This is a genomic window from Bradyrhizobium sp. (genome assembly GCF_030646015.1).
Lineage (GTDB): Bacteria > Pseudomonadota > Alphaproteobacteria > Rhizobiales > Xanthobacteraceae > Bradyrhizobium.
In genome coordinates, this window is record NZ_JAUSLT010000188.1 from 1 (window position 1) to 20,560 (window position 20,560).

Annotated in this window: 20 protein-coding genes and 1 pseudogene; 13 read left to right on the forward strand and 8 right to left on the reverse strand. The window is 63.2% G+C overall.

Annotated features, from left to right (window positions below):
• The 8 genes from Q7T45_RS26825 to Q7T45_RS26860 all read left to right on the forward strand — a co-directional run.
• Positions 1-641 (forward strand): SufD family Fe-S cluster assembly protein (locus Q7T45_RS26825; protein WP_304875005.1); only part of this gene is annotated, 641 nt, incomplete at its 5' end.
• Positions 641-859, forward strand: a complete 219-nt coding sequence (locus tag Q7T45_RS26830) for a hypothetical protein (RefSeq protein WP_304875007.1) — start codon at positions 641-643, stop codon at positions 857-859. The genes Q7T45_RS26825 and Q7T45_RS26830, both read left to right, overlap by 1 nt.
• A gap of 17 nt (positions 860-876) precedes the next feature.
• Positions 877-1,629, forward strand: a complete 753-nt coding sequence (gene sufC / locus Q7T45_RS26835; protein WP_304875009.1) for a Fe-S cluster assembly ATPase SufC — start codon at positions 877-879, stop codon at positions 1,627-1,629.
• 19 nt (positions 1,630-1,648) lie between these two features.
• Positions 1,649-2,974 (forward strand): Fe-S cluster assembly protein SufD, encoded by a 1,326-nt coding sequence (gene sufD / locus Q7T45_RS26840; RefSeq protein WP_304875010.1) that lies wholly within the window; start codon positions 1,649-1,651, stop codon positions 2,972-2,974.
• Positions 2,971-4,218, forward strand: coding sequence for a cysteine desulfurase (locus Q7T45_RS26845; RefSeq protein ID WP_304875011.1), 1,248 nt, complete (start codon positions 2,971-2,973; stop codon positions 4,216-4,218). Before sufD ends, Q7T45_RS26845 begins: the two co-directional genes overlap by 4 nt.
• Positions 4,215-4,613, forward strand: a complete 399-nt coding sequence (locus tag Q7T45_RS26850) for an SUF system Fe-S cluster assembly protein (RefSeq protein ID WP_304875012.1) — start codon at positions 4,215-4,217, stop codon at positions 4,611-4,613. Before Q7T45_RS26845 ends, Q7T45_RS26850 begins: the two co-directional genes overlap by 4 nt.
• 72 nt (positions 4,614-4,685) lie before the next feature.
• Positions 4,686-5,096 (forward strand): iron-sulfur cluster assembly accessory protein, encoded by a 411-nt coding sequence (locus Q7T45_RS26855; RefSeq protein WP_304875014.1) that lies wholly within the window; start codon positions 4,686-4,688, stop codon positions 5,094-5,096.
• A gap of 169 nt (positions 5,097-5,265) precedes the next feature.
• Positions 5,266-5,712, forward strand: a complete 447-nt coding sequence (locus Q7T45_RS26860) for a TfoX/Sxy family protein (protein WP_304875016.1) — start codon at positions 5,266-5,268, stop codon at positions 5,710-5,712.
• Between the two features lie 68 nt (positions 5,713-5,780).
• Here the strand turns inward: Q7T45_RS26860 and Q7T45_RS26865 are convergent, their stop codons facing one another.
• On the reverse strand, positions 5,781-6,848 hold the full coding sequence (locus tag Q7T45_RS26865) for a GGDEF domain-containing protein (RefSeq protein WP_304875018.1): 1,068 nt from the start codon (positions 6,846-6,848) through the stop codon (positions 5,781-5,783).
• A 152-nt stretch (positions 6,849-7,000) separates the two neighbouring features.
• A complete protein-coding gene (locus Q7T45_RS26870) occupies positions 7,001-8,545 on the reverse strand; it encodes a DEAD/DEAH box helicase (RefSeq protein WP_304875020.1) in 1,545 nt (514 codons plus the stop codon).
• A 392-nt stretch (positions 8,546-8,937) separates the two neighbouring features.
• Here Q7T45_RS26870 and Q7T45_RS26875 point away from each other — a divergent pair, with 392 nt between their 5' ends.
• A complete protein-coding gene (locus Q7T45_RS26875; RefSeq protein WP_304875048.1) occupies positions 8,938-10,443 on the forward strand; it encodes a caspase family protein in 1,506 nt (501 codons plus the stop codon).
• 620 nt (positions 10,444-11,063) lie between these two features.
• Positions 11,064-11,231 carry a hypothetical protein gene (locus Q7T45_RS26880; RefSeq protein ID WP_304875050.1) on the forward strand — a complete coding sequence of 56 codons (168 nt, stop codon included), beginning with the start codon at positions 11,064-11,066 and terminating at the stop codon, positions 11,229-11,231.
• An 87-nt stretch (positions 11,232-11,318) separates the two neighbouring features.
• Here Q7T45_RS26880 and Q7T45_RS26885 read toward each other — a convergent pair whose 3' ends face one another.
• Both Q7T45_RS26885 and Q7T45_RS26890 read right to left on the reverse strand, forming a co-directional pair.
• Positions 11,319-12,146 carry an outer membrane protein gene (locus Q7T45_RS26885; RefSeq protein ID WP_304875021.1) on the reverse strand — a complete coding sequence of 276 codons (828 nt, stop codon included), beginning with the start codon at positions 12,144-12,146 and terminating at the stop codon, positions 11,319-11,321.
• Between the two features lie 265 nt (positions 12,147-12,411).
• Positions 12,412-12,561: pseudogene (locus Q7T45_RS26890) on the reverse strand (SDR family oxidoreductase); the annotation flags it as partial.
• Between the two features lie 423 nt (positions 12,562-12,984).
• Here Q7T45_RS26890 and Q7T45_RS26895 point away from each other — a divergent pair.
• Complete coding sequence (locus tag Q7T45_RS26895; RefSeq protein WP_304875022.1) at positions 12,985-13,788, forward strand: c-type cytochrome; 804 nt, start codon at positions 12,985-12,987, stop codon at positions 13,786-13,788.
• A 213-nt stretch (positions 13,789-14,001) separates the two neighbouring features.
• Here the strand turns inward: Q7T45_RS26895 and Q7T45_RS26900 are convergent, their stop codons facing one another.
• From Q7T45_RS26900 to parE, 4 genes are all read right to left on the reverse strand, one after another.
• A complete protein-coding gene (locus Q7T45_RS26900) occupies positions 14,002-14,772 on the reverse strand; it encodes an SDR family NAD(P)-dependent oxidoreductase (RefSeq protein WP_304875023.1) in 771 nt (256 codons plus the stop codon).
• 134 nt (positions 14,773-14,906) lie between these two features.
• Entirely contained in the window at positions 14,907-15,092 is a 186-nt protein-coding gene (locus tag Q7T45_RS26905; RefSeq protein ID WP_304875024.1) for a hypothetical protein, read from the reverse strand.
• 172 nt (positions 15,093-15,264) lie between these two features.
• Entirely contained in the window at positions 15,265-16,098 is an 834-nt protein-coding gene (locus Q7T45_RS26910; RefSeq protein WP_304875025.1) for an outer membrane protein, read from the reverse strand.
• Between the two features lie 229 nt (positions 16,099-16,327).
• Entirely contained in the window at positions 16,328-18,385 is a 2,058-nt protein-coding gene (parE, locus tag Q7T45_RS26915; protein ID WP_304875027.1) for a DNA topoisomerase IV subunit B, read from the reverse strand.
• A gap of 240 nt (positions 18,386-18,625) precedes the next feature.
• Between parE and Q7T45_RS26920 the strand changes: the two genes are divergently transcribed.
• Positions 18,626-19,156: a DedA family protein gene (locus Q7T45_RS26920; RefSeq protein ID WP_304875029.1), complete on the forward strand. Its 531-nt coding sequence runs from the start codon at positions 18,626-18,628 to the stop codon at positions 19,154-19,156.
• A 176-nt stretch (positions 19,157-19,332) separates the two neighbouring features.
• Positions 19,333-20,322 carry an MBL fold metallo-hydrolase gene (locus tag Q7T45_RS26925; protein WP_304875031.1) on the forward strand — a complete coding sequence of 330 codons (990 nt, stop codon included), beginning with the start codon at positions 19,333-19,335 and terminating at the stop codon, positions 20,320-20,322.
• Positions 20,323-20,560 lie beyond the last annotated feature (238 nt).

A 20,560-nucleotide genomic window follows, 5' to 3' on the forward strand; every position in this document is an offset into this window, starting at 1 on the left:
TGCAGAACTGGTATCCCGGCAATTCCGAAGGGGTCGGCGGCATCTACAATTTCGTCACCAAGCGTGGCGACTGCCGTGGCAACAACTCGAAAATTTCCTGGACCCAGGTCGAGACCGGCTCGGCCATCACCTGGAAATATCCGAGCTGCATCCTGCGCGGCGACAATTCGCGTGGCGAGTTCTATTCGATTGCGATTTCGAACGGCCATCAGCAGGTCGATTCCGGCACCAAGATGATCCATCTCGGCAAGAACACGACGAGCCGGATCATCAGCAAGGGCATTGCCGCCGGCGTCTCCCAAAACACCTATCGCGGCCTCGTCACCGCCCACCGCAAGGCCACCGGCGCGCGCAACTTCACCGCCTGCGATTCGCTGCTGATCGGCGACAAGTGCGGCGCGCACACCGTGCCTTATATCGAGGCGAAGAACTCATCCGCGCTGTTCGAGCACGAAGCCACCACCTCGAAGATTTCGGAAGACGTGCTGTTCTACTGCGTGCAGCGCGGCCTCTCCCAGGAAGAAGCCGTCGGCCTCGTCGTCAACGGTTTTGTGAAGGATGTGCTGCAGCAACTGCCGATGGAGTTTGCGGTGGAAGCGCAGAAGCTGATCTCGATCTCGCTGGAGGGGAGCGTGGGCTGATGGTTCACCCTGAAAATCTCGTGCTGGAACAACTTCGCGCGATCAGGGGCGACATGGGCGAGCTCGTCAACGAGATGCAAACGATGCGAGTCGAGATAACCGCCATGCGTCAGCATATGACGGGGATGATGACCATTCAGGAACATGATCACGTCGACATCGCAGGAATCAAGAACCGTCTGGAGCGCATCGAGAAGCGCCTCGAACTGGCCGATTAAGTTTAAGGATAGAGTTGATGTCACTACTCGAAGTCAAAAATCTGCAGGTCCGTGTCGAGGAGCGTGAGATTCTCCACGGGCTGTCGCTCACGGTGAACCCCGGCGAAGTGCACGCCATCATGGGGCCGAACGGCTCCGGCAAGTCGACGCTGTCACATGTCATCGCCGGCAAACCCGGTTACGAAGTCACCGGCGGCGAGATCCTGTTCAAGGGCGAGAACCTCCTGGAAATGTCGCCGGACGTGCGCTCGTCCAAGGGCGTCTTCCTGGCGTTCCAGTATCCGGTCGAGATCCCCGGCGTCGCCACCATGACGTTCCTGCGCACCGCGCTGAACGCCCAGCGCAAGGCGCGCGGCGAGAGCGAATTCTCCACGCCCGATTTTCTGAAGAAGGTGCGCAGCGTCGCGGCTTCCCTCAACATTCCGCAGGACATGCTGCGCCGTGGCGTCAATGTCGGGTTCTCCGGCGGCGAGAAGAAGCGCAACGAGATTCTGCAGATGGCGCTGTTCGAGCCCAGCCTGTGCATCCTCGACGAGATGGATTCCGGGCTCGACATCGACGCGCTGCGGGTCGCCGCCGACGGTGTCAACGCGCTGCGTTCGCCGGATCGGGCCATGGTGGTGATCACGCATTACCAGCGGCTGCTGAACTACATCGTGCCGGATTTCGTCCACGTGATGTCGAAGGGCAAGGTCGTGAAGAGCGGCGGCAAGGAACTGGCGTTGGAGTTGGAAGCTTCCGGCTACGCCCAGTTCGAAGACGCGGCCTGAGCGAGAGACGGATTTTGTGATGAACGTAGTACTGGCCAAGACCGAAGCCGCCCACGCCAAGAGCGATATCATCGCCGTGGCACGGGACCGGTTGCCCGGCACAGGCAAGGTTGCCGATCTCAGGCGGCAGGCGCTGGAAGCCCATGAGCGTCTGGGTCTGCCGCACCGGCGGATCGAGGACTGGAAATACACCGATCTGCGCGTGCTGATGCGCGAAGTGCTGCCGCTGGCGGCGGCGCCGGATGCCGAGGCGCTGAAGCGCGCGGCCGCGGCCTTGAAACTTCACGCCATCGCGGGCGTACGCAAGGTGGTGCTGGTGGACGGCGTGTTCGCGCCAACACTGTCCGAGACTTCCGATCTCGGCAAGGACATCAACATCCGCACGCTGCGCGAGGCGCTGGAATCCGGCGACGCTGCCTCGCAGGCGCAGCTGTTCTCGCCCGACAATTCCGATGCCATGGTGGCGCTCAACAGCGCGATGATGACCGATGGCGTCGTGATCGAGGTCGGCGACAACGCTGTCATCCCGCTGCCGCTGCATATCGTTCATATCGCCAGCGGGGCTGCGCCCGCAGCGATGTTCACGCGCTCCCTGATCCGCCTCGGCAAACACGCCAGCGCGACCTTGGTGGAAAGCTATATCGGCGCCGAAGGTGCAAAAGCCTATCAGGTCCATGACTCCCTCATCGTTGCGATCGGCGATGGCGCGCGGCTCGACCATGTGCGCCTGATCGAGGACAGCCGCGAGGCCTTCAATATTTCCTCCGCGGTCGTGACGCTCGGCGCCAACGCGCATTTCAACACCTTCGGAATGAACACCGGCTCGCTGGTCAGCCGCTACCAGGCCGTCATCGCGGTGGCGGGCGAGGGCTCCCGGGTCGAGACCAACGGCGTCAACCTGCTCAATGGCCGCCAGCACGCCGACACCACGCTGTTCCTCGATCACGCGGTGCCGAACTGCTCGAGCCGCGAGATTTTTCGTGCCGTCGTCGACGACCGCGGCCATTCGGTATTCCAGGGCCGCATCATCGTCCGCCCCAAGGCGCAGAAGACCGACGCCAGGATGATGACGCGGGCGCTGCTGCTGTCCGACGAGGCCGAGGCCGACAACAAGCCGGAGCTTGAAATCTTTGCCGACGACGTGACGTGTGGACATGGCGCCACCACCGGCGCGCTGGACGAGAGCCTGCTGTTTTACCTGCGCGCGCGCGGGCTTTCCGAAAAGGAAGCCCAGGCGCTGCTGATCCAGGCTTTCGCCGGCGAGGCGATCGAGCAGATCGCCAATGATGCCTTGCGCGAACTCGCGATATCGGCGGCCCAGCGCTGGCTGGAAGCACGGGGTTGACCATGCATCCGGCAGTCCTGAACGGTTCATATGATGTCGCGAGGGTGCGGGAGGATTTTCCCGCGCTGGCGCTCAAGATCTATGGCAAGCCGCTGGTCTATCTCGACAACGCGGCCTCGGCGCAGAAGCCCAATGCGGTGCTCGACCGCATGACGCAGGCCTACAAGTCCGAATATGCCAACGTGCATCGCGGGCTGCATTACCTCGCCAATGCCGCGACCGAAGCGTATGAGGGCGGCCGCGAAAAAGTGGCGAAGTTTCTCAACGCCGGCCGCACCGAAGAGATCATCTTCAGCCGCAACGCCACCGAGGCGATCAATCTCGTGGCGTCTTCCTGGGGTGAGCCCAACATTGGGGCGGGCGACGAGATCGTGCTCTCGATCATGGAGCACCATTCCAACATCGTGCCCTGGCATTTCCTCAGGGAACGTCACGGCGCGGTGATCAAGTGGGCGCCGGTGGATGACGAAGGCAATTTCCTGATCGACGAGTTCGAGAAGCTGCTGACTGACCGCACCAAATTGGTCGCGATCACCCAGATGTCGAATGCGCTCGGCACCGTCGTGCCGGTCAAGGAAGTGGTAAAACTAGCCCATGCCCGCGGCATCAAGGTGCTGGTCGACGGCAGCCAGGCCGCCGTGCACATGGCGATCGACGTGCAGGATATCGACGCCGATTTCTACGTCTTCACCGGCCACAAGCTGTACGGCCCGACCGGCATCGGCGTGCTCTATGCCAAGTACGAGCATCTGGTGGCGATGCGCCCCTTCAATGGCGGCGGCGAGATGATCCGCGAAGTGGCCAGGGACTTTGTCACCTATGGCGATCCGCCGCACAAATTCGAGGCGGGAACACCCGCGATCGTGGAATCGATCGGGCTTGGCGCGGCGATCGATTACGTCAATTCGATCGGCAAGGAGCGCATCGCCGCGCACGAGCACGATCTGTTGACCTATGCCCAGGATCGGCTGCGCGAAATCAATTCGCTGCGCCTGATCGGCACCGCGAAGGCCAAGGGCCCGGTGATCTCGTTCGAGATGAAGGGCGCGCATGCCCACGATGTCGCCACCGTGATCGACCGGCAGGGCATAGCGGTGCGCGCCGGCACCCAGTGCGCGATGCCGCTTTTAGAGCGGTTCAACGTGACGGCGACGTGCCGCGCCTCATTCGGGATGTATAATACCCGCGAAGAAGTCGACCATCTGGCACAGGCGCTGATCAAGGCCCGGGAACTGTTTTCATGACCGACACCATCGAAGCCAAAAACCTTGAAGCCGGTCTGGAAGACAAGACCAGCAACATGGAAACCAGTTCGGCGCTGCCGCCCGAGGAGACCGAACGTCTCGGCGGCGAAATCGTGGCTGCGCTGAAAACCGTGTTCGATCCGGAAATTCCGGCTGACGTCTACGAACTCGGCCTGATCTACAAGGTCGACATCAAGGACGACCGCTCGGTCGACGTCATGATGACGCTGACGACGCCGAACTGTCCGGCGGCGGGCGAACTGCCGCAGATGGTGGAGAACGCGGTCGCCAGCGTCCCCGGCGTCGGTGTGGTCAATGTCAATCTGGTCTGGGAGCCGGCATGGACGCCGGATCGCATGACCGACGAGGCGCGACTCGTCCTCAATATGTGGTGAAGCGTTAGTGGAGTTGGGCTTAACTTTTTAAGCGACGATCGCCGACATTGATTGGCGGCCAGGAATGACCACATGACCAATATGACACCCGCCTCACCGACACCGGCAGCCAAGCCGAAGCCGCGCCCCCGTCCGCAGGTCATGAAGCTGACCGAAGCCGCCGCCCTTCGGATTACCGAACTGACCAGCCGCGCCGATTCCGAGATCGTCGGGCTTCGCGTCGGCATCAAGAACGGCGGCTGCGCCGGGCAATCCTACACCGTCGAATACGCCCACGAGGTCCGGCCGACCGACGAAGTCGTCGAGGACAAGGGTGTCAAAATCCTGATCGACCCCAAGGCGGTGCTGTTCCTGCTCGGCACCGAGATGGACTACAAGGCCGACAAGATGTCGGCGCAGTTCATCTTCAACAACCCGAACCAGACCGGCGCCTGCGGCTGCGGCGAATCGGTGCAGCTGACGGCCGCGAAGGCAGACGGCTGATTTGGGCAAAGGCCCATCATCCGTCGTCCCGGCCTCCGCGCCGGGACCCATAACCATCGCAGTTGATTGTTGCAGGGATCGTCGACCATATTTTGCCTCAACGAGGGGCCGCGGCGTATGGGTCCCGGCTCAGGGCCGGGACGACTCGTGGAGACATGAGCGCAAATCCATGGACCGCGATTTCCTGATTGATCTGTTTTCCGACTTCGGGCCGGTGACGATCCGCCCGATGTTTTCCGGCTTCGGCATTTCCGCCGATGGCACCAACTTCGCGCTGGCACTGCGCGCCGGACTTTTCTTCCGCGCCGACGAGCAGACCATTCCGCAATTCGAGGCGGAAGGCTCCAAGCCGTTTTCGTATCAGACGCGGGCGAAGACCGTTGTCGTCAATTCGTACTGGCAGTTGCCGGCGCGGCTGTTCGACGATTCCGAGGAACTGAGCGTTTGGGCGAGGGCGGCCCTGGCCGCAGCCCAGCGCGCGGCGCTGCGCAAGCGTCCGAAGGCGAAGAAGGCAGTTAAGAAGACCACAGCGAAAAAGGTTGCAGCCAAGAAGAGCGTGGTCAAAAAGAAATCAGAACGTAGGGTGGGCAAAGCGAAGCGTGCCCACCATTCTTGAGAGCGCCTTTATAGATGGTGGGCACGGCGCGAAGAGCGCCTTTGCCCACCCTACAGTGCAGTAAACCCTCACGCCACCTGGCTGTGGGACTCGGCGGCGTATTCCGGATCGACTTCGCAGATCACGCGGTTGCGGCCATTGCGCTTGGCGGCGTAGAGGCAGCCGTCGGCGCGTTCGATCAGCGAATCCGTATCGTCGCCCGGCTTCAGCATCGACACGCCGACCGAGATGGTGACCCGTCCCAAAATCTCGCCGGTGGATTTCTTCTTCAGTTCCTTCGCCATCACGGCGCGGCGGATGTGGTCGGCGACCGTCAGAGCCTGGCGCAGCGCGGTGTTGGGCAGCACGACCGCGAATTCCTCGCCGCCGTAGCGGGCGGTGATGTCCTGGCCCTTGATGGTCTGTTTCAGGGACATGCCGACCAGCCGCAGCACCTGGTCGCCGGTGAGATGGCCATAGGAATCGTTGAACGACTTGAAGTGATCGATGTCGAACATCAGCAGCGACAGCGGTTCGCCGCTGGCCAGCGCGTTCTGCACCGCCATCTCGATCGAGCGGTCGAAATATTTGCGGTTGCCGAGGCCGGTCAAAGGATCGGTCAGGCTTTCCGCCCTGATCGCCTCGAGGCTCTGCTGCAGGTTGCTGATCTCGTTTTTCGACAGCGACAGCCGGTCTTCCAGCGCCTTGTTGGTGTCGCGCATCTCGCGGGTGGATTGCACCAGCGTCTCCACGATCGCCTTGATCTGGTCGCGGTCGCGCGCCACCGAGAGTTTCTGGGTCGCGCCGGACAGGCTGTCGTCGTAGCTCGCGGACATTCCGAGGGCATCGGAGATCAGGGTCATCACGTCGTCGATTTCGCCGATCACGCGCGCGCCGACCTTGTCGATGCGGTCGGTGGTCTTGATCTGGGAAAGGTAGGTCTCGTAGATCTGCTCGAGGTCGGCTTCGGTCAACTTGCCGTGGCGCGCCAGCGTTTCGTTGATGATCTTGTTGAGCGGTGAGTTGTATCCGGTGGCGTAGACGTACCAGATTTCATAATTGCGGGGCACGGCGGTTTGTCGGAGCGACTTGACCTGGCCGAGCGCGACCTCGGCGAAGGCCATCGTACGTTCGTGTTCGTCGAGCACCTTGATCACGGATCACGTCCCCAATATAGCGGGCTGCAATGCCCACTTTCCGGCGGCAATAACTAAAATTATCGCCGCCAAGTTAAGGGAGGATCATGAACGACCGGTAAACGGGTTCCGTACCGGTCCTTAGGCGTGGTTCAGCGGGTTTTAACCCGACTTCAGACCCTGGCGCGGACCGGCCGCAGCAGGAACGCCGGAAGATGCGAATGATCGGCGGGCTCGGACGCGGCTTCGTGCTTGTTTTTCGGTGCTTCGGCCCGCCCGATCGACGGTGTGCGCGAGGGCGGCGGCGCCGTTGGCGGCGTGAATTCGGCCACGGGTGCCTGGGGCTTCGGCTCGGCGTGACGGTCGCCGCCACCGCGCCGGGGTTCGCGTTCGCGTCTCGGCTTGCGGGGCTCCTGTGCACCGTCACGGGGGCTTTCGCGCGACGCTTGCCTTGAACCTTCGCGTGAACCTTCGCGTGAACCTTCACGTGAACCTTCACGTGAACCTCCTCTTGCACCGTGGCGTCCGCGCGACTGGCGCGGGCGTTCGGTCTCGCCGTCCGTCGCTGCCGCGCCATCGACCGGCTCGGCAGCCGTGATCCCCTCGATGTGGGGAATGCTTTGTCCGATCAGCTTTTCGATCGCGACCATGGATTTCTGATCGAGCGCGGTGACCAGGGAGATCGCGGTGCCGGCGCGCCCGGCGCGGCCGGTGCGTCCGATGCGGTGGACGTAGTCGTCGGCATGATGCGGCACGTCGAAGTTGAAGACGTGGCTTGTCGAGGGAATGTCGAGGCCGCGGGCCGCGACGTCGGAGGCGACCAGCAGCGGAATCTCGCCCTTGCGGAATTGATCGAGCGCCGCGGTGCGGGCCGACTGCTCCATGTCGCCATGCAGGGCGCCGACGCTGAAGCCGTGCTTCTGAAGTGATTTGTAAAGCAACGCCACTTCGCGCTTGCGATTGCAGAAGATTATCGCGTTCTGCAGATCCTTGGCGTCGCGCAGCAGGCGGCGCAGGATGTCGCGCTTGTCATGCGGCTCGCGGCCGACCGTGACCTGGAACTGGGACACACCGACGGCGGTGGTCGCGGGCCTGGAAACTTCGATCTTCTCGGGATTGTGCAGGAAGGTTTCGGTGATGCGGCGGATTTCCGGCGGCATCGTCGCGGTGAAGAACAGCGTCTGCCGGGTGAACGGGATCATCTTGCAGATCCGTTCGATGTCGGGGATGAAGCCCATGTCCAGCATGCGGTCGGCTTCGTCGATGACGAGCAGCTCGACGCCGGTGAGCAGCAGACCGCCGCGCTCGGTGTGGTCAAGCAGCCGGCCGGGCGTAGCGATCAGGACGTCGACGCCGCGCGTCAGCTTGGTGTCCTGGTCGCCGAAGGAGACGCCGCCGATCAGGAGGGCGACGTTGAGTTTCTGGCCGACGCCGTATTTATCGAACTGTTCCTTGACCTGGGCAGCGAGCTCGCGGGTCGGTTCCAGGATCAGGGTGCGGGGCATTCGGGCCCGGGCGCGGCCCTTTTCCAGCATGGTCAGCATCGGAAGGACGAAGGCAGCGGTCTTGCCGGTGCCGGTCTGGGCGATGCCGAGAACGTCCCGGCGGGCCAGAACATGGGGAATCGCCTGTTCCTGAATGGGGGTAGGGGTGGTGTAACCGGTGGCCGCGACGGCGGCGAGCACCTTATCGGACAAGCCGAGATGGGAAAAAGACATTGAGCCTCTGGTCGAAACCGCCGCTTGGAATCTCGGAAAAAGACTGTCGCGCCCAACCCCGGAACGGCACGCAAATTTGCTCGGGATTATCGGATACGCAGACAGGCGGCTTACTCGAGGTATCGCGTTTCGATACCGGGCCGCGTCAGGCCGGAACATAGGGCCGAATTGGCTAAAGTCAATGGAGCCGCCGCGGGAAGGGCCGAAAAAGCTTAATGTTTTTGAAGGAATACCGGTCGAATCACCGTGCGTAGCGGACCACTCGCTTCGACGCTGGGGAGCCGCGTCCCGCTGCCGGCACGGGGTTTGAACCGTTGGCGCTGATATGCCGACTACGGCATAGGATGGCTGGCACGGGCCGTGGATGAGTCGTGCGGGCAGGGACCTCGATGATGCGTTGGCTTTCCAGATTTCTGGCAATCACCAGTGTTGCGGCCGCCCTGGTGGCGCTTGCCGGCCCCGCGCAGGCGGAAAAGCGCGTCGCGCTTGTTGTCGGCAATAACGACTACCGGAACGTTCCAAAACTGCAGAAGGCGGTCAACGACGCCCGCACCATGGGCGATACGCTGAAGCAGCTCGGTTTTACCGTGATGGTCGCGGAGAACCAGACGCGCGCGGCCTTCAGCCAGACGCTGCTGGCGTTCGACAAGGCGGTTGGGCCCGGCGACACCGCGTTCTTCTTCTATGCCGGCCATGGTTTTGAGATCGCGGGCCAGAATTTCCTGCTGCCGACCGATGTGCCGCCCGCGACCGAGGGGCAGGAAGAACTGGTGCGCGATGCTTCGGTTCTCGCCGACCGCATCATCGAGCGCCTGCAGAACAAGAAGGTGCGCACCGCTATCCTGGTGTTCGATGCCTGCCGCAACAATCCGTTCGAACGCCAGGGCACCCGTGCGGTCGCCGGTGGCGGCGGCCTCGCGCCGATGACGCAATTGCCGGAAGGCGTGTTCTCGATCTTTTCAGCGGGCCCCCGCCAGACCGCGCTCGATCGTCTCTCCAACAATGACGACAATCCCAATTCGGTGTTCACGCGAACTTTTGCGAAGCAGCTCACCGAGCCCGGCGCCAACCTGGTGCAGGTCGCGCAGCGCACGCGGCGCCTGGTCAGTGAACTGGCGGAGACCGTGCGCCACAAGCAGATCCCGGTTTATTTCGACCAGATGGTCGACGACGTGTTCCTGAACGGTCTTGCCAAGGCGCCCGCCGAGGCGGCGGTGCAGCCCACCAAATCAGCCGAACCGCTGCAGCAGGTCGCGGCGCTGCCGCCGGTGCAGCGCCTCGCGCCATCGAATGATTCCGTCAACGCGCCGATCGCCGCGTTCTCGCGCCACAATGGCGGCTGGACCGTGGTGTTCTCGATCGCCGACCCGACGCTGGGGATTTCCTGGCGGATCGGCGAGACCAGCGCCTTCCGCGAGACCGGCTTCATCGACACGCTCGATCCGCGCACTCGCAAGCGGATGCCCAATCCCTCGATCGAGCTTCCCGCCGACGCGCCGGCGGCCACCATCCAGGTCCGCTATGTCGACGCCCAGGGCGAATTGCAGGGACCGTTTCCGATCAGGTTCGACCCCGAGGCGGCCCTGATCCGCGACCAGCGCAAGATCCTCGACATGACCGCGACCAGCTGGCTGTCGTTCCGCGAGTTCAACGGGCTTCTGGTCTATTACACCCACCTGATGTCGTATCGCTGCGCGATCCGCGAAGTGCGCGTCGGCATCGACTCGGCGGTGCCGGACAAGGTGCTGAAAATGCCGCCCTGTGATCCCCGGGACCCCAGCGTGATTCCGCACGAAGCGCAGCCCTATCTGAAGCTGGCGCCCGCGACCAGATCGGTCTCGGTGGAATTGACCTACCGCGACGGCAGCGTGTCGGAGATCAAGAGTTTTCGGCGCTGAGGTCATCCAGCAATGGAATGGACACCGGCAAAGGCGATATCCGAATTCGACTTGAAACAGAGCAGCCACACGTCCGCCTTCTCGCGGCACGATTCTGCCCGAAGTCTGCCTGTCGTTGTCCCCCCGAAGAGGGAGCAGGGAATGCCGGATGCGCGCTGCACCCGCGGTCTCGTGTGCAAATTGCACGAGTAGAAACGCACACGAGCATACAGGGCAGCGGAGAACATCCGACATTCCCTGCGCAATGGCTTTACGGCTTATCTCGCGCTCACCCCGGAGTATCGGGCTCTTCTCGCCTCCGTCGCCCCGCGGAAACCGGCACGTCAGCCCGGTTGGGCCTTGGCGCCTCCGCGAGACTTGACGCCGACCACTGAGGCGTCAGGTCCACACGATTTTGCCGTACGCTTCGGCACCGTCCGTCTTGCGCGTTCTAAGGATCGCTCACGGAGTTTATCCCGCCCTGCGATCCCAGTCCGCGCACGATGCCGTCGCGTCCACCGCAATCCCGTCCCAACGTTTGGTGACGATGGCCAACGCCCCTTGCCTCAAGGACGGGATGGCGGGATTTATAACGCTGATTTGGGTTTCGGAAAAAGCGAACTCTTACCCGACGGGTTGATTTGTCGCATTACGTCGGGTGGCCTGAACCGGAGCGCCGGCAGCCGCTGCAGCCGCTGCAGCCGCCGCGGCTGGTCAACGCGCTGCCGTGGCTGCAAGGCATCACGGCGGGCTTTGTCAGCCTCGGCGTGCGGCCGGACCATGTGCGTTCGCCTTCCGCGGGGACCTGAAAGAATTGGCCGTCGCGCCGATGAACTTCCGGCAACAAAAAGCCCCGGGCGACGCCGGGGCTCTTGGGATCGTAAGGCCGGAGGAGGTCAGTACTTCGCGACCACCGCGCCGGCGCCGAAGCGATAATTGATCGTGCCGCGCACGATATCGCCGGCCGTGCGCTGGGTTGCCGTAAGGCTGGATGCCGCAAAAACAACGGAGGTTGGCGGGACACCTACCGCGGTCACCGACGAACGTCCAAGGTCGTAGTGCAGGTATTCGAGGCCGAACGACCAGGGACCGACGCCGTATTCCCCGCCGACGCCCGCGGCCCAGCCCGTGCGCCACTCGGAAGACGTGCCGTTGAAGATGATCGCTACGCCCGGCGTAAAGTCGGCCGTCATGCTGCTCTTGACGCGACCGTAGGCCAGGCCGCCGGTGCCATAGAGCATCACGTTATTGAAGGCGAAGCCGGCCTTGCCGCGGACGGTGCCGAGGAAATCGAGCCGCTGGGAGAGCGTCTGAAGGCTTGGCACTGCCGGACCCGGGGGATCGACGGCGACCGTGGCGGAAGCGTGAATGTCGGCAGCCTGGAAGTCAGCCACGGCGCCGAGCACGAACTGATTCATCTGCCAGTTGTAGCCGATCTGACCGCCGCCAATCACGCCCGCGGGCTTCAGGTTCGGAAACACGTTGCCACCTGCCGCGAAGTAGGGGTCGAAGCCCACCGCGGGGGCGGGGTCGACGAAGGAAATGAACGGATTGGTGTTTTGACCCCATCCGTAACCGATGTTGCCGCCGACGTAGAAGCCGGTCCAGTTATACACCGCCGCCATCACAGGCGCCGGGGGCCTCGCCTTGACCGCCATGTCGGCGGCGGGAGCGCCAACCGTTCCGGCAACCAGAACCGCCAATGCAGCCAAGGTCTTTTTCATGTCCTGTCCCCAATCCATCAAGCAATGGACTCACAGACTATCCCGAGTCAGCCGAGGGAACTGTAGCGCTGCAGCCACAGCTGGATAGACGGCCGGATTCCAGCCCTCATCCTGAGGAGCCGCGCGCTCTTGGCGCGGCGTCTCGAAGGATGGCCGCGGGTCCATACGCTACATCCATCCTTCGAGACGCGGCCAAGCGGCCGCTCCTCAGGGTGAGGTCCGCATTGTAGCTGTCATCCGCAGGACAGAAGCCCAACTCATCGCTTCACCCCATGATCGAGAAGCCGCCATCGACCGGGATAGCGGTCCCGGTGACGAAGTCCGACGCGGACGATGAGAGAAACACCGCGATCCCCGCAAAATCGGCGATGTCGCCCCAGCGCGCCGCCGGCGTGCGGGCCAGCACCTTGTCGTTGAATGCTGTTGCGGGGGGAGCACACCGGGTGGAAATTGAGGGAGGGCCTGGAGGGTTAGACAGGCCGCCACGCGCTGTTGCATCGTCGTCTGACGACGTTCCAAAATCGGGGCAGCATTGTCCGGGTCGGCGTGAACTACAAATGGGGCGAGCCCGTCGTCGCGCGCTATTGATCCAGGTTTTTCTGGACGCTCAAAGCCCCGGCAGCGTCCGGGGCTTTCTGTTTGTGAAGCGCATGCAGAATCAACGCGGGACCCGGATCGCGTTCGCGGAGCCTGTCATCGGGCCGGCCAGAGGCCGGACCCGTTGGCTCGCTTGTCCGGGACGACGGCCGGCGGCCCCGAACAATCCAGGCTATATTTGCTTGCTCACCCGCGCGGTTCCTGAATAGGCTTCGGTCGGATGCTGAGAGATCATATTGCCATGGGCGCGACCCGACGAACGCTCGGAGCGTTTTTTGCCGCAGGCCTGCTGCTGTGGGGTGTCCAGGGGCTTTGCGCGCAGGAAGGCAAAGGCGCCGCCGAACCGGCGGAGCATGGCAGCCTCGCCGACTTTATCCATGGATCGCCGCGGCAGCCCACTGAAGTCTGGTTACGCGCGGCGGGCGGGCGCATCTACGACAATTGGTGGGAATCGCTGGATCGCAAGAAGCCCGAAAGCACGCACCCGGCCTATCCGAAGAGCGGGCAACGCTCGGGCGCGAACACCTGGCGCTGTGTGGAATGTCACGGCTGGGACTATAACGGCAAGGACGGACTGTACGGCAGCGGCGAGCGGTATACCGGTATCACGGGCATACGCCGGGCTTTCGGACGAGACGTGAACCGGATCATGGCGCTGCTGCGGGCTGCGCCTCACAGCTACAAGGAAGACATGATCAATGACGAGGAATTGCGCCGCGTCGCGATCTTTGTCAGCCGGGGCCAGGACAATGCCGATCGTCTGATCGACCTGAAAACCGGGAACACAAAAGGCGATCCTGCGCGAGGCGCCGGGCTGTTCCAGACCACTTGCGCCGCCTGCCACGGGTTCGACGGTCGCGCACTTAACTGGGGCACCGACAAGGAGCCGGCGTATATTGGCACCGAGGCCAACAGCTTCCCGCATGAGGTACTGCACAAGATTCGCAACGCACATCCGGGCGTGGCGATGATCAACCTTCGCGGCTTTCCTCTCAAGGACGCCATCGATGTTCTGGCTTTCGCCCGGACCTTGCCGCCGAAGTGACGACACGGTGTCGATCGTCCTGCATTGGAGCGTGGGCGCTTGGGAAAGGGCGCGGCCAGCTCACCCACTACGGCTGTATGCGCTGACGGTGGTCGTCCCGCTTACCGGAATTGCGTATGTTTTGGCGCGCGGCAGGTCGATCGATTTCGGCCGACGGCTGCCCGCCCGAAGGCGAACTGGACGGCGTGCGGCGGCGCCGCACGTTTCCGGTGCTTACCCCATGATCGAGAATCCGCCGTCGACCGGAATGGCCGTGCCAGTGACGAAGTCCGAAGCGCTCGACGACAGAAACACCGCGATGCCCGCGAAGTCGGCGATGGCCCCCCATCGCCCCGCCGGCGTGCGCGCCAGCACCTTGTCATGCAACCCGTCGATCTCGGCGCGGGCGCGTTTGGTGAGGTCGGTGTCGATCCAGCCCGGCAGGATGGCGTTGGCCTGGATGTTGTCGGGCGCCCAGGCCACCGCGCACGAGCGGGTGAACTGCATGATGCCACCCTTGCTGGCGGCATAGGCCGGCGCGAAGCTGGTGCCGAAGATCGACAGCATCGAGCCGATATTGATGATCTTGCCGCCGCCGGCCGCCTTCATGGCGGGGTGGACTGCCTTGGAGCACAGGAACGCGCTGGTGAGGTTGGTCTTGATGACGCTTTCCCATTCCTCGAGTTCGAGCGCATGCGGCGGCTTGCGGATGTTGATGCCGGCATTGTTGACGAGAATGTCGATGCGGCCGAGCTCCTTGGCGACGCGTTCGACCATGGCCGCGACATCAGCCTTGTCGGTGACGTCGGCGGTGACGGCAATGGCCTTGACGCCGCAGGCCCTGAGCTCCGCAGCCGCGGCCGTCGACTTGGCTTCGTTGCGCCCGACCACCGCGATGTCGGCGCCTGCTTCCGCCAGCCCCCTCGCCATGCCGAGCCCGATACCGCCATTGCCGCCGGTGACGATGGCGACCTTGCCGGAGAGATCGAAGAGTTTGGTTGCCATGGGTTGTCCTTGCGGTTGGTTGGCGCGGCGCGAGTCCGTAGGGTGGGCAAAGCCCTTGCGTGCCCACCATCGACGATGGCGCCGTTGAAGGATGGTGGGCACGGCGCAAACGCGCCTTTGCCCACCCTACGAATTCAACGCCTGCCGCGCCAGATCAGGAGCAGCCCGAGCGCGGCCAGTGCCGCGCCGTACCAGGCCCATGGGGTCTGGCTGATCATGAAGCTCGAGGCAGGCCAGGCGATCACGCCGGTGCCCTGGCCGATCCACAGCAGCCCGATCGCGAGTGCGAGGAAGCCAACGATGAGAAGCGATTTGTGCATCGGTTTAGCTCGCTGGTGGGGCGGGAGATCGCGTGGATGCCAGAGTGCTGCGCTTGTGCGGGGAGGGCAAGAGGGAGGAAACGACGACTTCCGTCAGATCATCATTTGCCAAGGCACAAAAAAGCCCCGGCAAATGCCGGGGCTTTCGAGTTGGTCAGTCCGGGAGGAGAGATCAGTACTTCGCGACGACCGGGCCACCCCAGTTGAAGCGGTAAACGAGTTCGGTGGTCGCCTTCTGCTCGTAGACGCGGCTGGTCTGGGTCAAGACGTTGCCAACGCCGCAGCCTACGCCGCTGGTGCAAACCAGGGTGTGGGTCTTGTTGCCGAAGTCAGAGAAACGAACTTCGTTCTTCCAGAACAGTCCGGGAAGCTGGCTCACGGCGTATTCCGTGCCGCCGCCAAGGAAGTAACCACTGCGGGTGTGGCTTCCCAAGGAGATCCCAGTCGCGAGCGGCGCGGCGGGAACATTCGAATTGAAGAAGCTGCTTCCTTCAAAATGCGCCTGAGTATAGCCGCCGTTGAAGTAGGTCAAAAGCCCAGGAAGGGCAACGTAACCAATGCGACCGCCAATGGCCCAGGAATAGTCATTCCTGAAGCTGCCAGTAATATTCGAAGCGCCAATAACGGCTCCGGGTACGCCAAGTGTGTTGATGCTGTACTGGCCGCTGATATTGGACCAATCCGCGTCCGCAAAGACGCCGACAACCCAGTTTCCGTAAGGTCCAGCGAACTGATAGTCGCCACCGACGCCGACCTTGGCCAGCCAACCCTTGCCACCCGCGTCCTGACCCGTGCTTACGAGAGCGAACGGCGCGGCAATGTTATTCTCGGAGTGCTGGTACTGCGCCATGCCATAACCGAAACCGCCCGAAATCCAGAAGCCGGTCCATGACGGAGCATAAGCCACCGGAGCTGCCCGCATCGGCGCCTTGGCGGCCATGTCGGCTGCGAGAGCCGGGGCGGTGAATGCCGCGATCGCGGTCAGTGCAACAACCAGTCTTTTCATGTTCGTTCCCCAGTAAAAAAGCGGTCGAAGCCAGACCCGCGTTAAATTTCCAATTCCCAGAATCTCAAACTGTCCCGAAAACTATAGCCGGTTCTGTCAAAAATGCTGTTGCGGGGGAACCACACCCGCCGGAAAACGAAAAAGGGGAAAAAGCTCAAAAAATCGCCGAATCCACCGTCTGGAAGGCGGAATCCGGCTGTTTTCGGCACTGCGAGGCGATTGCCGGACGCTAAACGTCCAGCAGATCCTCGCTGGCGAATTCGGCCTTGTCGGAGATGAAGGCGAAGCGGGCCTCGGCCCTGGTGCCCATCAGCCGCTCGACCGAATCGGCGGTGCCCTCGCGGTCATCGGCCAGCAGAACCACGCGCAGCATGGTGCGCCTGGCCGGGTCCATGGTGGTTTCCTTCAGCTGCGCCGGCATCATCTCGCCGAGGCCTTTGAAGCGGCCGACATCGACCTTGGCGTTGGCGTTGAATTCGCTCTTCAGGAGCTGGTCCTTGTGGGCGTCGTCGCGGGCGTAGACCGTCTTGGCGCCGTGGGTCAGCCGATAGAGCGGCGGCACCGCGAGATAGAGATGGCCTTCGTCGATCAGCCGCGGCGTCTGGCGGTAGAAGAACGTAATCAGCAACGAAGCGATATGCGCGCCGTCGACGTCGGCGTCGGTCATGATGATGATGCGGGAATAGCGCAGGTCCTCTTCGCGGTAATGCGCGCCGATGCCGCAGCCGATCGCCTGCATCAGGTCGGCGAGCTGCGCGTTGGCGGTGAGCTTGTCCTTGGTCGCGGAGGCGACGTTGAGGATCTTTCCGCGCAAGGGGAGGATGGCCTGGGTCTTGCGGTCGCGCGCCTGCTTGGCGCTGCCGCCGGCCGAGTCACCCTCGACGATGAACAATTCGGAGCCTTCGGCCGCGGTATTGGTGCAGTCGGCGAGCTTGCCGGGCAGCCGCAGCTTTTTCACCGCGGTCTTGCGAGAGATTTCCTTCTCGGCGCGGCGGCGCAGCCTTTCGTCGGCGCGCTCGATGACGAAATCCAGCAGCTTGTTGGCCTGCAGGGGATTACCCGACAACCAGTGGTCGAACGGGTCCTTGATCGCCTGCTCGACGATGCGCTGGGCCTCCGCGGTGGCGAGGCGGTCCTTGGTCTGGCCCTGGAATTCGGGCTCGCGCACGAACACGCTGAGCATCACGGCGGCGCCGACCATCACGTCTTCCGAGACGATGGAGGCTGCGCGCTTGCCCTGGCCGACGCGCTCGGCGTGATCCTTCAGGCCGCGCAGCATCGCGCTGCGCATGCCCGCTTCATGGGTGCCGCCGTCCTGCGTCGGCACCGTGTTGCAATAGGACGACAGGAAACCGTCGGCGTCGGCGGTCCACGCGACCGCCCATTCGCAGGCGCCGTGGGCGCCGACCCGGCCGGACTTGCCGGAGAAGATATCCGGATGCACCAGGGTATCGGCATGAACGGCCGCGGCCAGGTAATCCTTCAGGCCACCCGCGAAATGGAAGGTGTCCTCGGCCGGGACGTCTTCGAGGCCCTTCAGCAGGGACGGGTCGCAGCGCCAGCGGATCTCGACGCCGCCGAACAGATAGGCCTTGGAACGGGCCATCTTGAACAGCCGCTGCGGCTTGAAGGCGGCCTTGGCGCCGAAGATGTCGGTGTCCGGCTTGAACCGGATCCTTGTGCCCCGGCGGTTGTTGATCTTGCCGAGGTCTTCGAGCTTGCCCTTGGGATGGCCGCGTTCGAACGCCATGCGGTAGAGCTTCTGGCTGCGGGCGACCTCGACCTCGAGCCGCGAGGACAGCGCGTTGACCACGGAGACGCCGACGCCGTGCAGGCCGCCCGAGGTCTCATAGACCTTGGAGTCGAATTTGCCGCCGGAATGCAGCGTGCACATGATGACTTCGAGCGCGGATTTCTTCGGAAACTTCGGGTGCGGGTCGACCGGAATGCCGCGGCCATTGTCCGACACCGTCAGGAAGCCGTCGGCGCCGAGTTCGACCTCGATGAACGTGGCATGGCCGGCCAAAGCCTCGTCCATGCAGTTGTCGATGACTTCGGCGAACAAATGATGCAGCGCCTTCTCGTCGGTGCCGCCGATATACATGCCGGGCCGGCGCCGCACCGGCTCGAGGCCTTCGAGCACCTCGATATCGGCGGCGGTGTAGCCGGCTTCCGCGCTGGCGGCGCGCGAGGCGACCTTGAGGGGAGCGCGGCCTTTCGGCTCGGCGCCCCCGAACAGATCGCTGTCCGCTTTGGTTTTAGCAGCTGATTTCAATGATTTGGCCATGGCTCTTCATGTGTTGCGCGCGCCCGTGGCGCAGCGAATCGGTCTGCCTGACTATGCCACGGATGAGCTCAAAAAGTGACGGCGCGGCAGCTCGTTCAAGGGAGCCGCGGTTCACGTGCGGTCACCGCCTTTGTGACTTGATGTCGCGGAAGGGCTTGGTCTACCTGTCCTTGCATTGCGATCGCAGAAGGGCTCAATGCCCGCTCACATGGCCGGGCAGTTGGGGAAGGCTTTCCAAGTATGGAAGATTTTACGCGCGCTTTGGCTGACTTCGTGCGCGACCATCAGGTTTGGGCCGCTCCCGTCGTATTCGTGCTGGCGTTCGCCGAATCGATCGCCTTTTTATCGCTGCTGGTCCCGGCCTGGGGGGCACTGGTCGCGATCGGTGCGCTGATCGGCGTCAGCGGCATCAGCTTCTGGCCGGTCTGGCTGGCCGGCGGGTTGGGCGCAGCCCTGGGCGACTGGGTCTCCTACTGGTTCGGCTTCAAATACAAGGAACACGTCGCCGAGATGTGGCCGCTGTCGCGCTATCCGGAGTTATTGCCGCGCGGCGAAGCCTTTGTGAAAGACTGGGGCGTGCCCAGCATTTTCATCGGGCGGTTTTTCGGACCGTTGCGGGCCTCGGTGCCGCTCGCTGCCGGGATATTCGAGATGCCGTACTGGCGGTTTCAAATTGCGAATTTTTCCTCCGCGCTGGTCTGGTCGGCGGTGTTGCTGCTGTTCGGCGATGTGATGGCGCATATCGCCGGATGGCTGTGGCGGGCTGTCTGAAGTTGCGGTCGGCTGGAATAAGCCGCGGGCAGGGGTGTTAGCCCCTTGGATGCCAGATATTGCGCCGCACCGGTGTGATCGCATTGCGCCTGGAACACTGGTAAAGCCGGCCCGACACCCTGCCAAGAAACGGGAATTCCGCGCTCATCGAACTATCTCACTGGGAGGACATCACGATGGAACTGACACGACGTCACGCACTCGCCGGAGCCGCCGCGCTCGCCGTCACGCCGCTGCTGCCGAATATATCCGCCAAAGCCGCAGCACCTGCGGCCGACAAGCAGGCGCCCAGTTTTTATCGTTACAAGGTCGGCGACGCGCAGGTGAACGTCATCTCCGACGGCGTCAATAATTTTGCGCTCGGCGACACCTTCGTGCTCAACGTGAAAAAGGACGAAGTCAACGCTGCGCTCGAAAAGGCGTTCATGCCGAAAGACAGGATGAGCATCCAGTTCGCGCCGCTGGTCATCAATACCGGCGGCAAGCTCGTGGTCGTCGACACCGGTAACGGTCCGGCTGCCTTTGCATCGAGCAAGGGCAATGTCGGGCAGTTCGCCAGCAACATGGCCGCCGCCGGGCTCGATCCCAAGGCCGTCGACATCGTGGTCATCTCGCATTTTCACGGCGACCACATCAACGGCCTGCTGACGGCAGACAATGTGCTGGCATTCCCGAATGCCGAAGTGCTGGTGCCGGCCGCCGAGTGGAAGTACTTCATGGACGACGGCGAGATGGCCAAGCAGACCACCGACCGCATGAAGGGCGTATTCGCCAATGCCCGTCGCGTTTTCGACGCGGGATTGAAGAAGAAGGTGACGCCCTACGAAATGGGTAAGGACGTCGCGCCCGGGCTGCAATCGGTGGCTTCGTTCGGCCACACGCCGGGCCACACCTCGTTCATTCTGTCGTCCGGTTCCGACAAGGTGTTCATCCAGTCCGACGTCACCAACCTTCCGGCGCTGTTCGTCAACAATCCAGGTTGGCATTTGATGTTCGACCAGGACCCGGCGATGGCGGAAGCGACCCGCCGCAAGGTCTACGACATGCTGGTGGCCGACAAGATGCGGGTCCAGGGCTTCCACTATCCGTTCCCGGCCAATGGTTATGTCGAGAAGGATGGCAACGGCTACCGGCTGGTGCCGGCGCCGTGGAGCCCGGTGATCTGATCCGGCCGTTCCGCCCCACATCCGAGCAAAGGCCGCCCGCGCGGGCGGCCATTGTGTTTTGGCTTGACCGGGAAACCGCCGGGCCTTATAGCCCGCGGCCATGATCAACGCTGTGACCATGTCAATCGCTCGCCGCCGCCGCACCTCTGCGGTATGGGCGGACGTCTACGTCTGAGATTGTCGCCCCTGCCGCCGGACCCGATCCGCGGCATTTTCCTCATCCTTGCCAGCGTGATCT

Coding starts and splice junctions, on each gene's coding strand:
- Q7T45_RS26925 (WP_304875031.1), top strand. CDS start 19,333: ATGGAACTGACACGACGTCACGCACTCGCCGGAGCCGCCGCGCTCGCC.
- Q7T45_RS26885 (WP_304875021.1), bottom strand. CDS start 12,146: ATGAAAAAGACCTTGGCTGCATTGGCGGTTCTGGTTGCCGGAACGGTT.
- Q7T45_RS26855 (WP_304875014.1), top strand. CDS start 4,686: ATGACCAATATGACACCCGCCTCACCGACACCGGCAGCCAAGCCGAAG.
- Q7T45_RS26905 (WP_304875024.1), bottom strand. CDS start 15,092: ATGCACAAATCGCTTCTCATCGTTGGCTTCCTCGCACTCGCGATCGGG.
- Q7T45_RS26870 (WP_304875020.1), bottom strand. CDS start 8,545: ATGTCTTTTTCCCATCTCGGCTTGTCCGATAAGGTGCTCGCCGCCGTC.
- sufD (WP_304875010.1), top strand. CDS start 1,649: ATGAACGTAGTACTGGCCAAGACCGAAGCCGCCCACGCCAAGAGCGAT.
- Q7T45_RS26895 (WP_304875022.1), top strand. CDS start 12,985: ATGGGCGCGACCCGACGAACGCTCGGAGCGTTTTTTGCCGCAGGCCTG.
- parE (WP_304875027.1), bottom strand. CDS start 18,385: ATGGCCAAATCATTGAAATCAGCTGCTAAAACCAAAGCGGACAGCGAT.
- Q7T45_RS26860 (WP_304875016.1), top strand. CDS start 5,266: ATGGACCGCGATTTCCTGATTGATCTGTTTTCCGACTTCGGGCCGGTG.
- sufC (WP_304875009.1), top strand. CDS start 877: ATGTCACTACTCGAAGTCAAAAATCTGCAGGTCCGTGTCGAGGAGCGT.
- Q7T45_RS26920 (WP_304875029.1), top strand. CDS start 18,626: ATGGAAGATTTTACGCGCGCTTTGGCTGACTTCGTGCGCGACCATCAG.
- Q7T45_RS26830 (WP_304875007.1), top strand. CDS start 641: ATGGTTCACCCTGAAAATCTCGTGCTGGAACAACTTCGCGCGATCAGG.
- Q7T45_RS26900 (WP_304875023.1), bottom strand. CDS start 14,772: ATGGCAACCAAACTCTTCGATCTCTCCGGCAAGGTCGCCATCGTCACC.
- Q7T45_RS26875 (WP_304875048.1), top strand. CDS start 8,938: ATGCGTTGGCTTTCCAGATTTCTGGCAATCACCAGTGTTGCGGCCGCC.
- Q7T45_RS26850 (WP_304875012.1), top strand. CDS start 4,215: ATGACCGACACCATCGAAGCCAAAAACCTTGAAGCCGGTCTGGAAGAC.
- Q7T45_RS26910 (WP_304875025.1), bottom strand. CDS start 16,098: ATGAAAAGACTGGTTGTTGCACTGACCGCGATCGCGGCATTCACCGCC.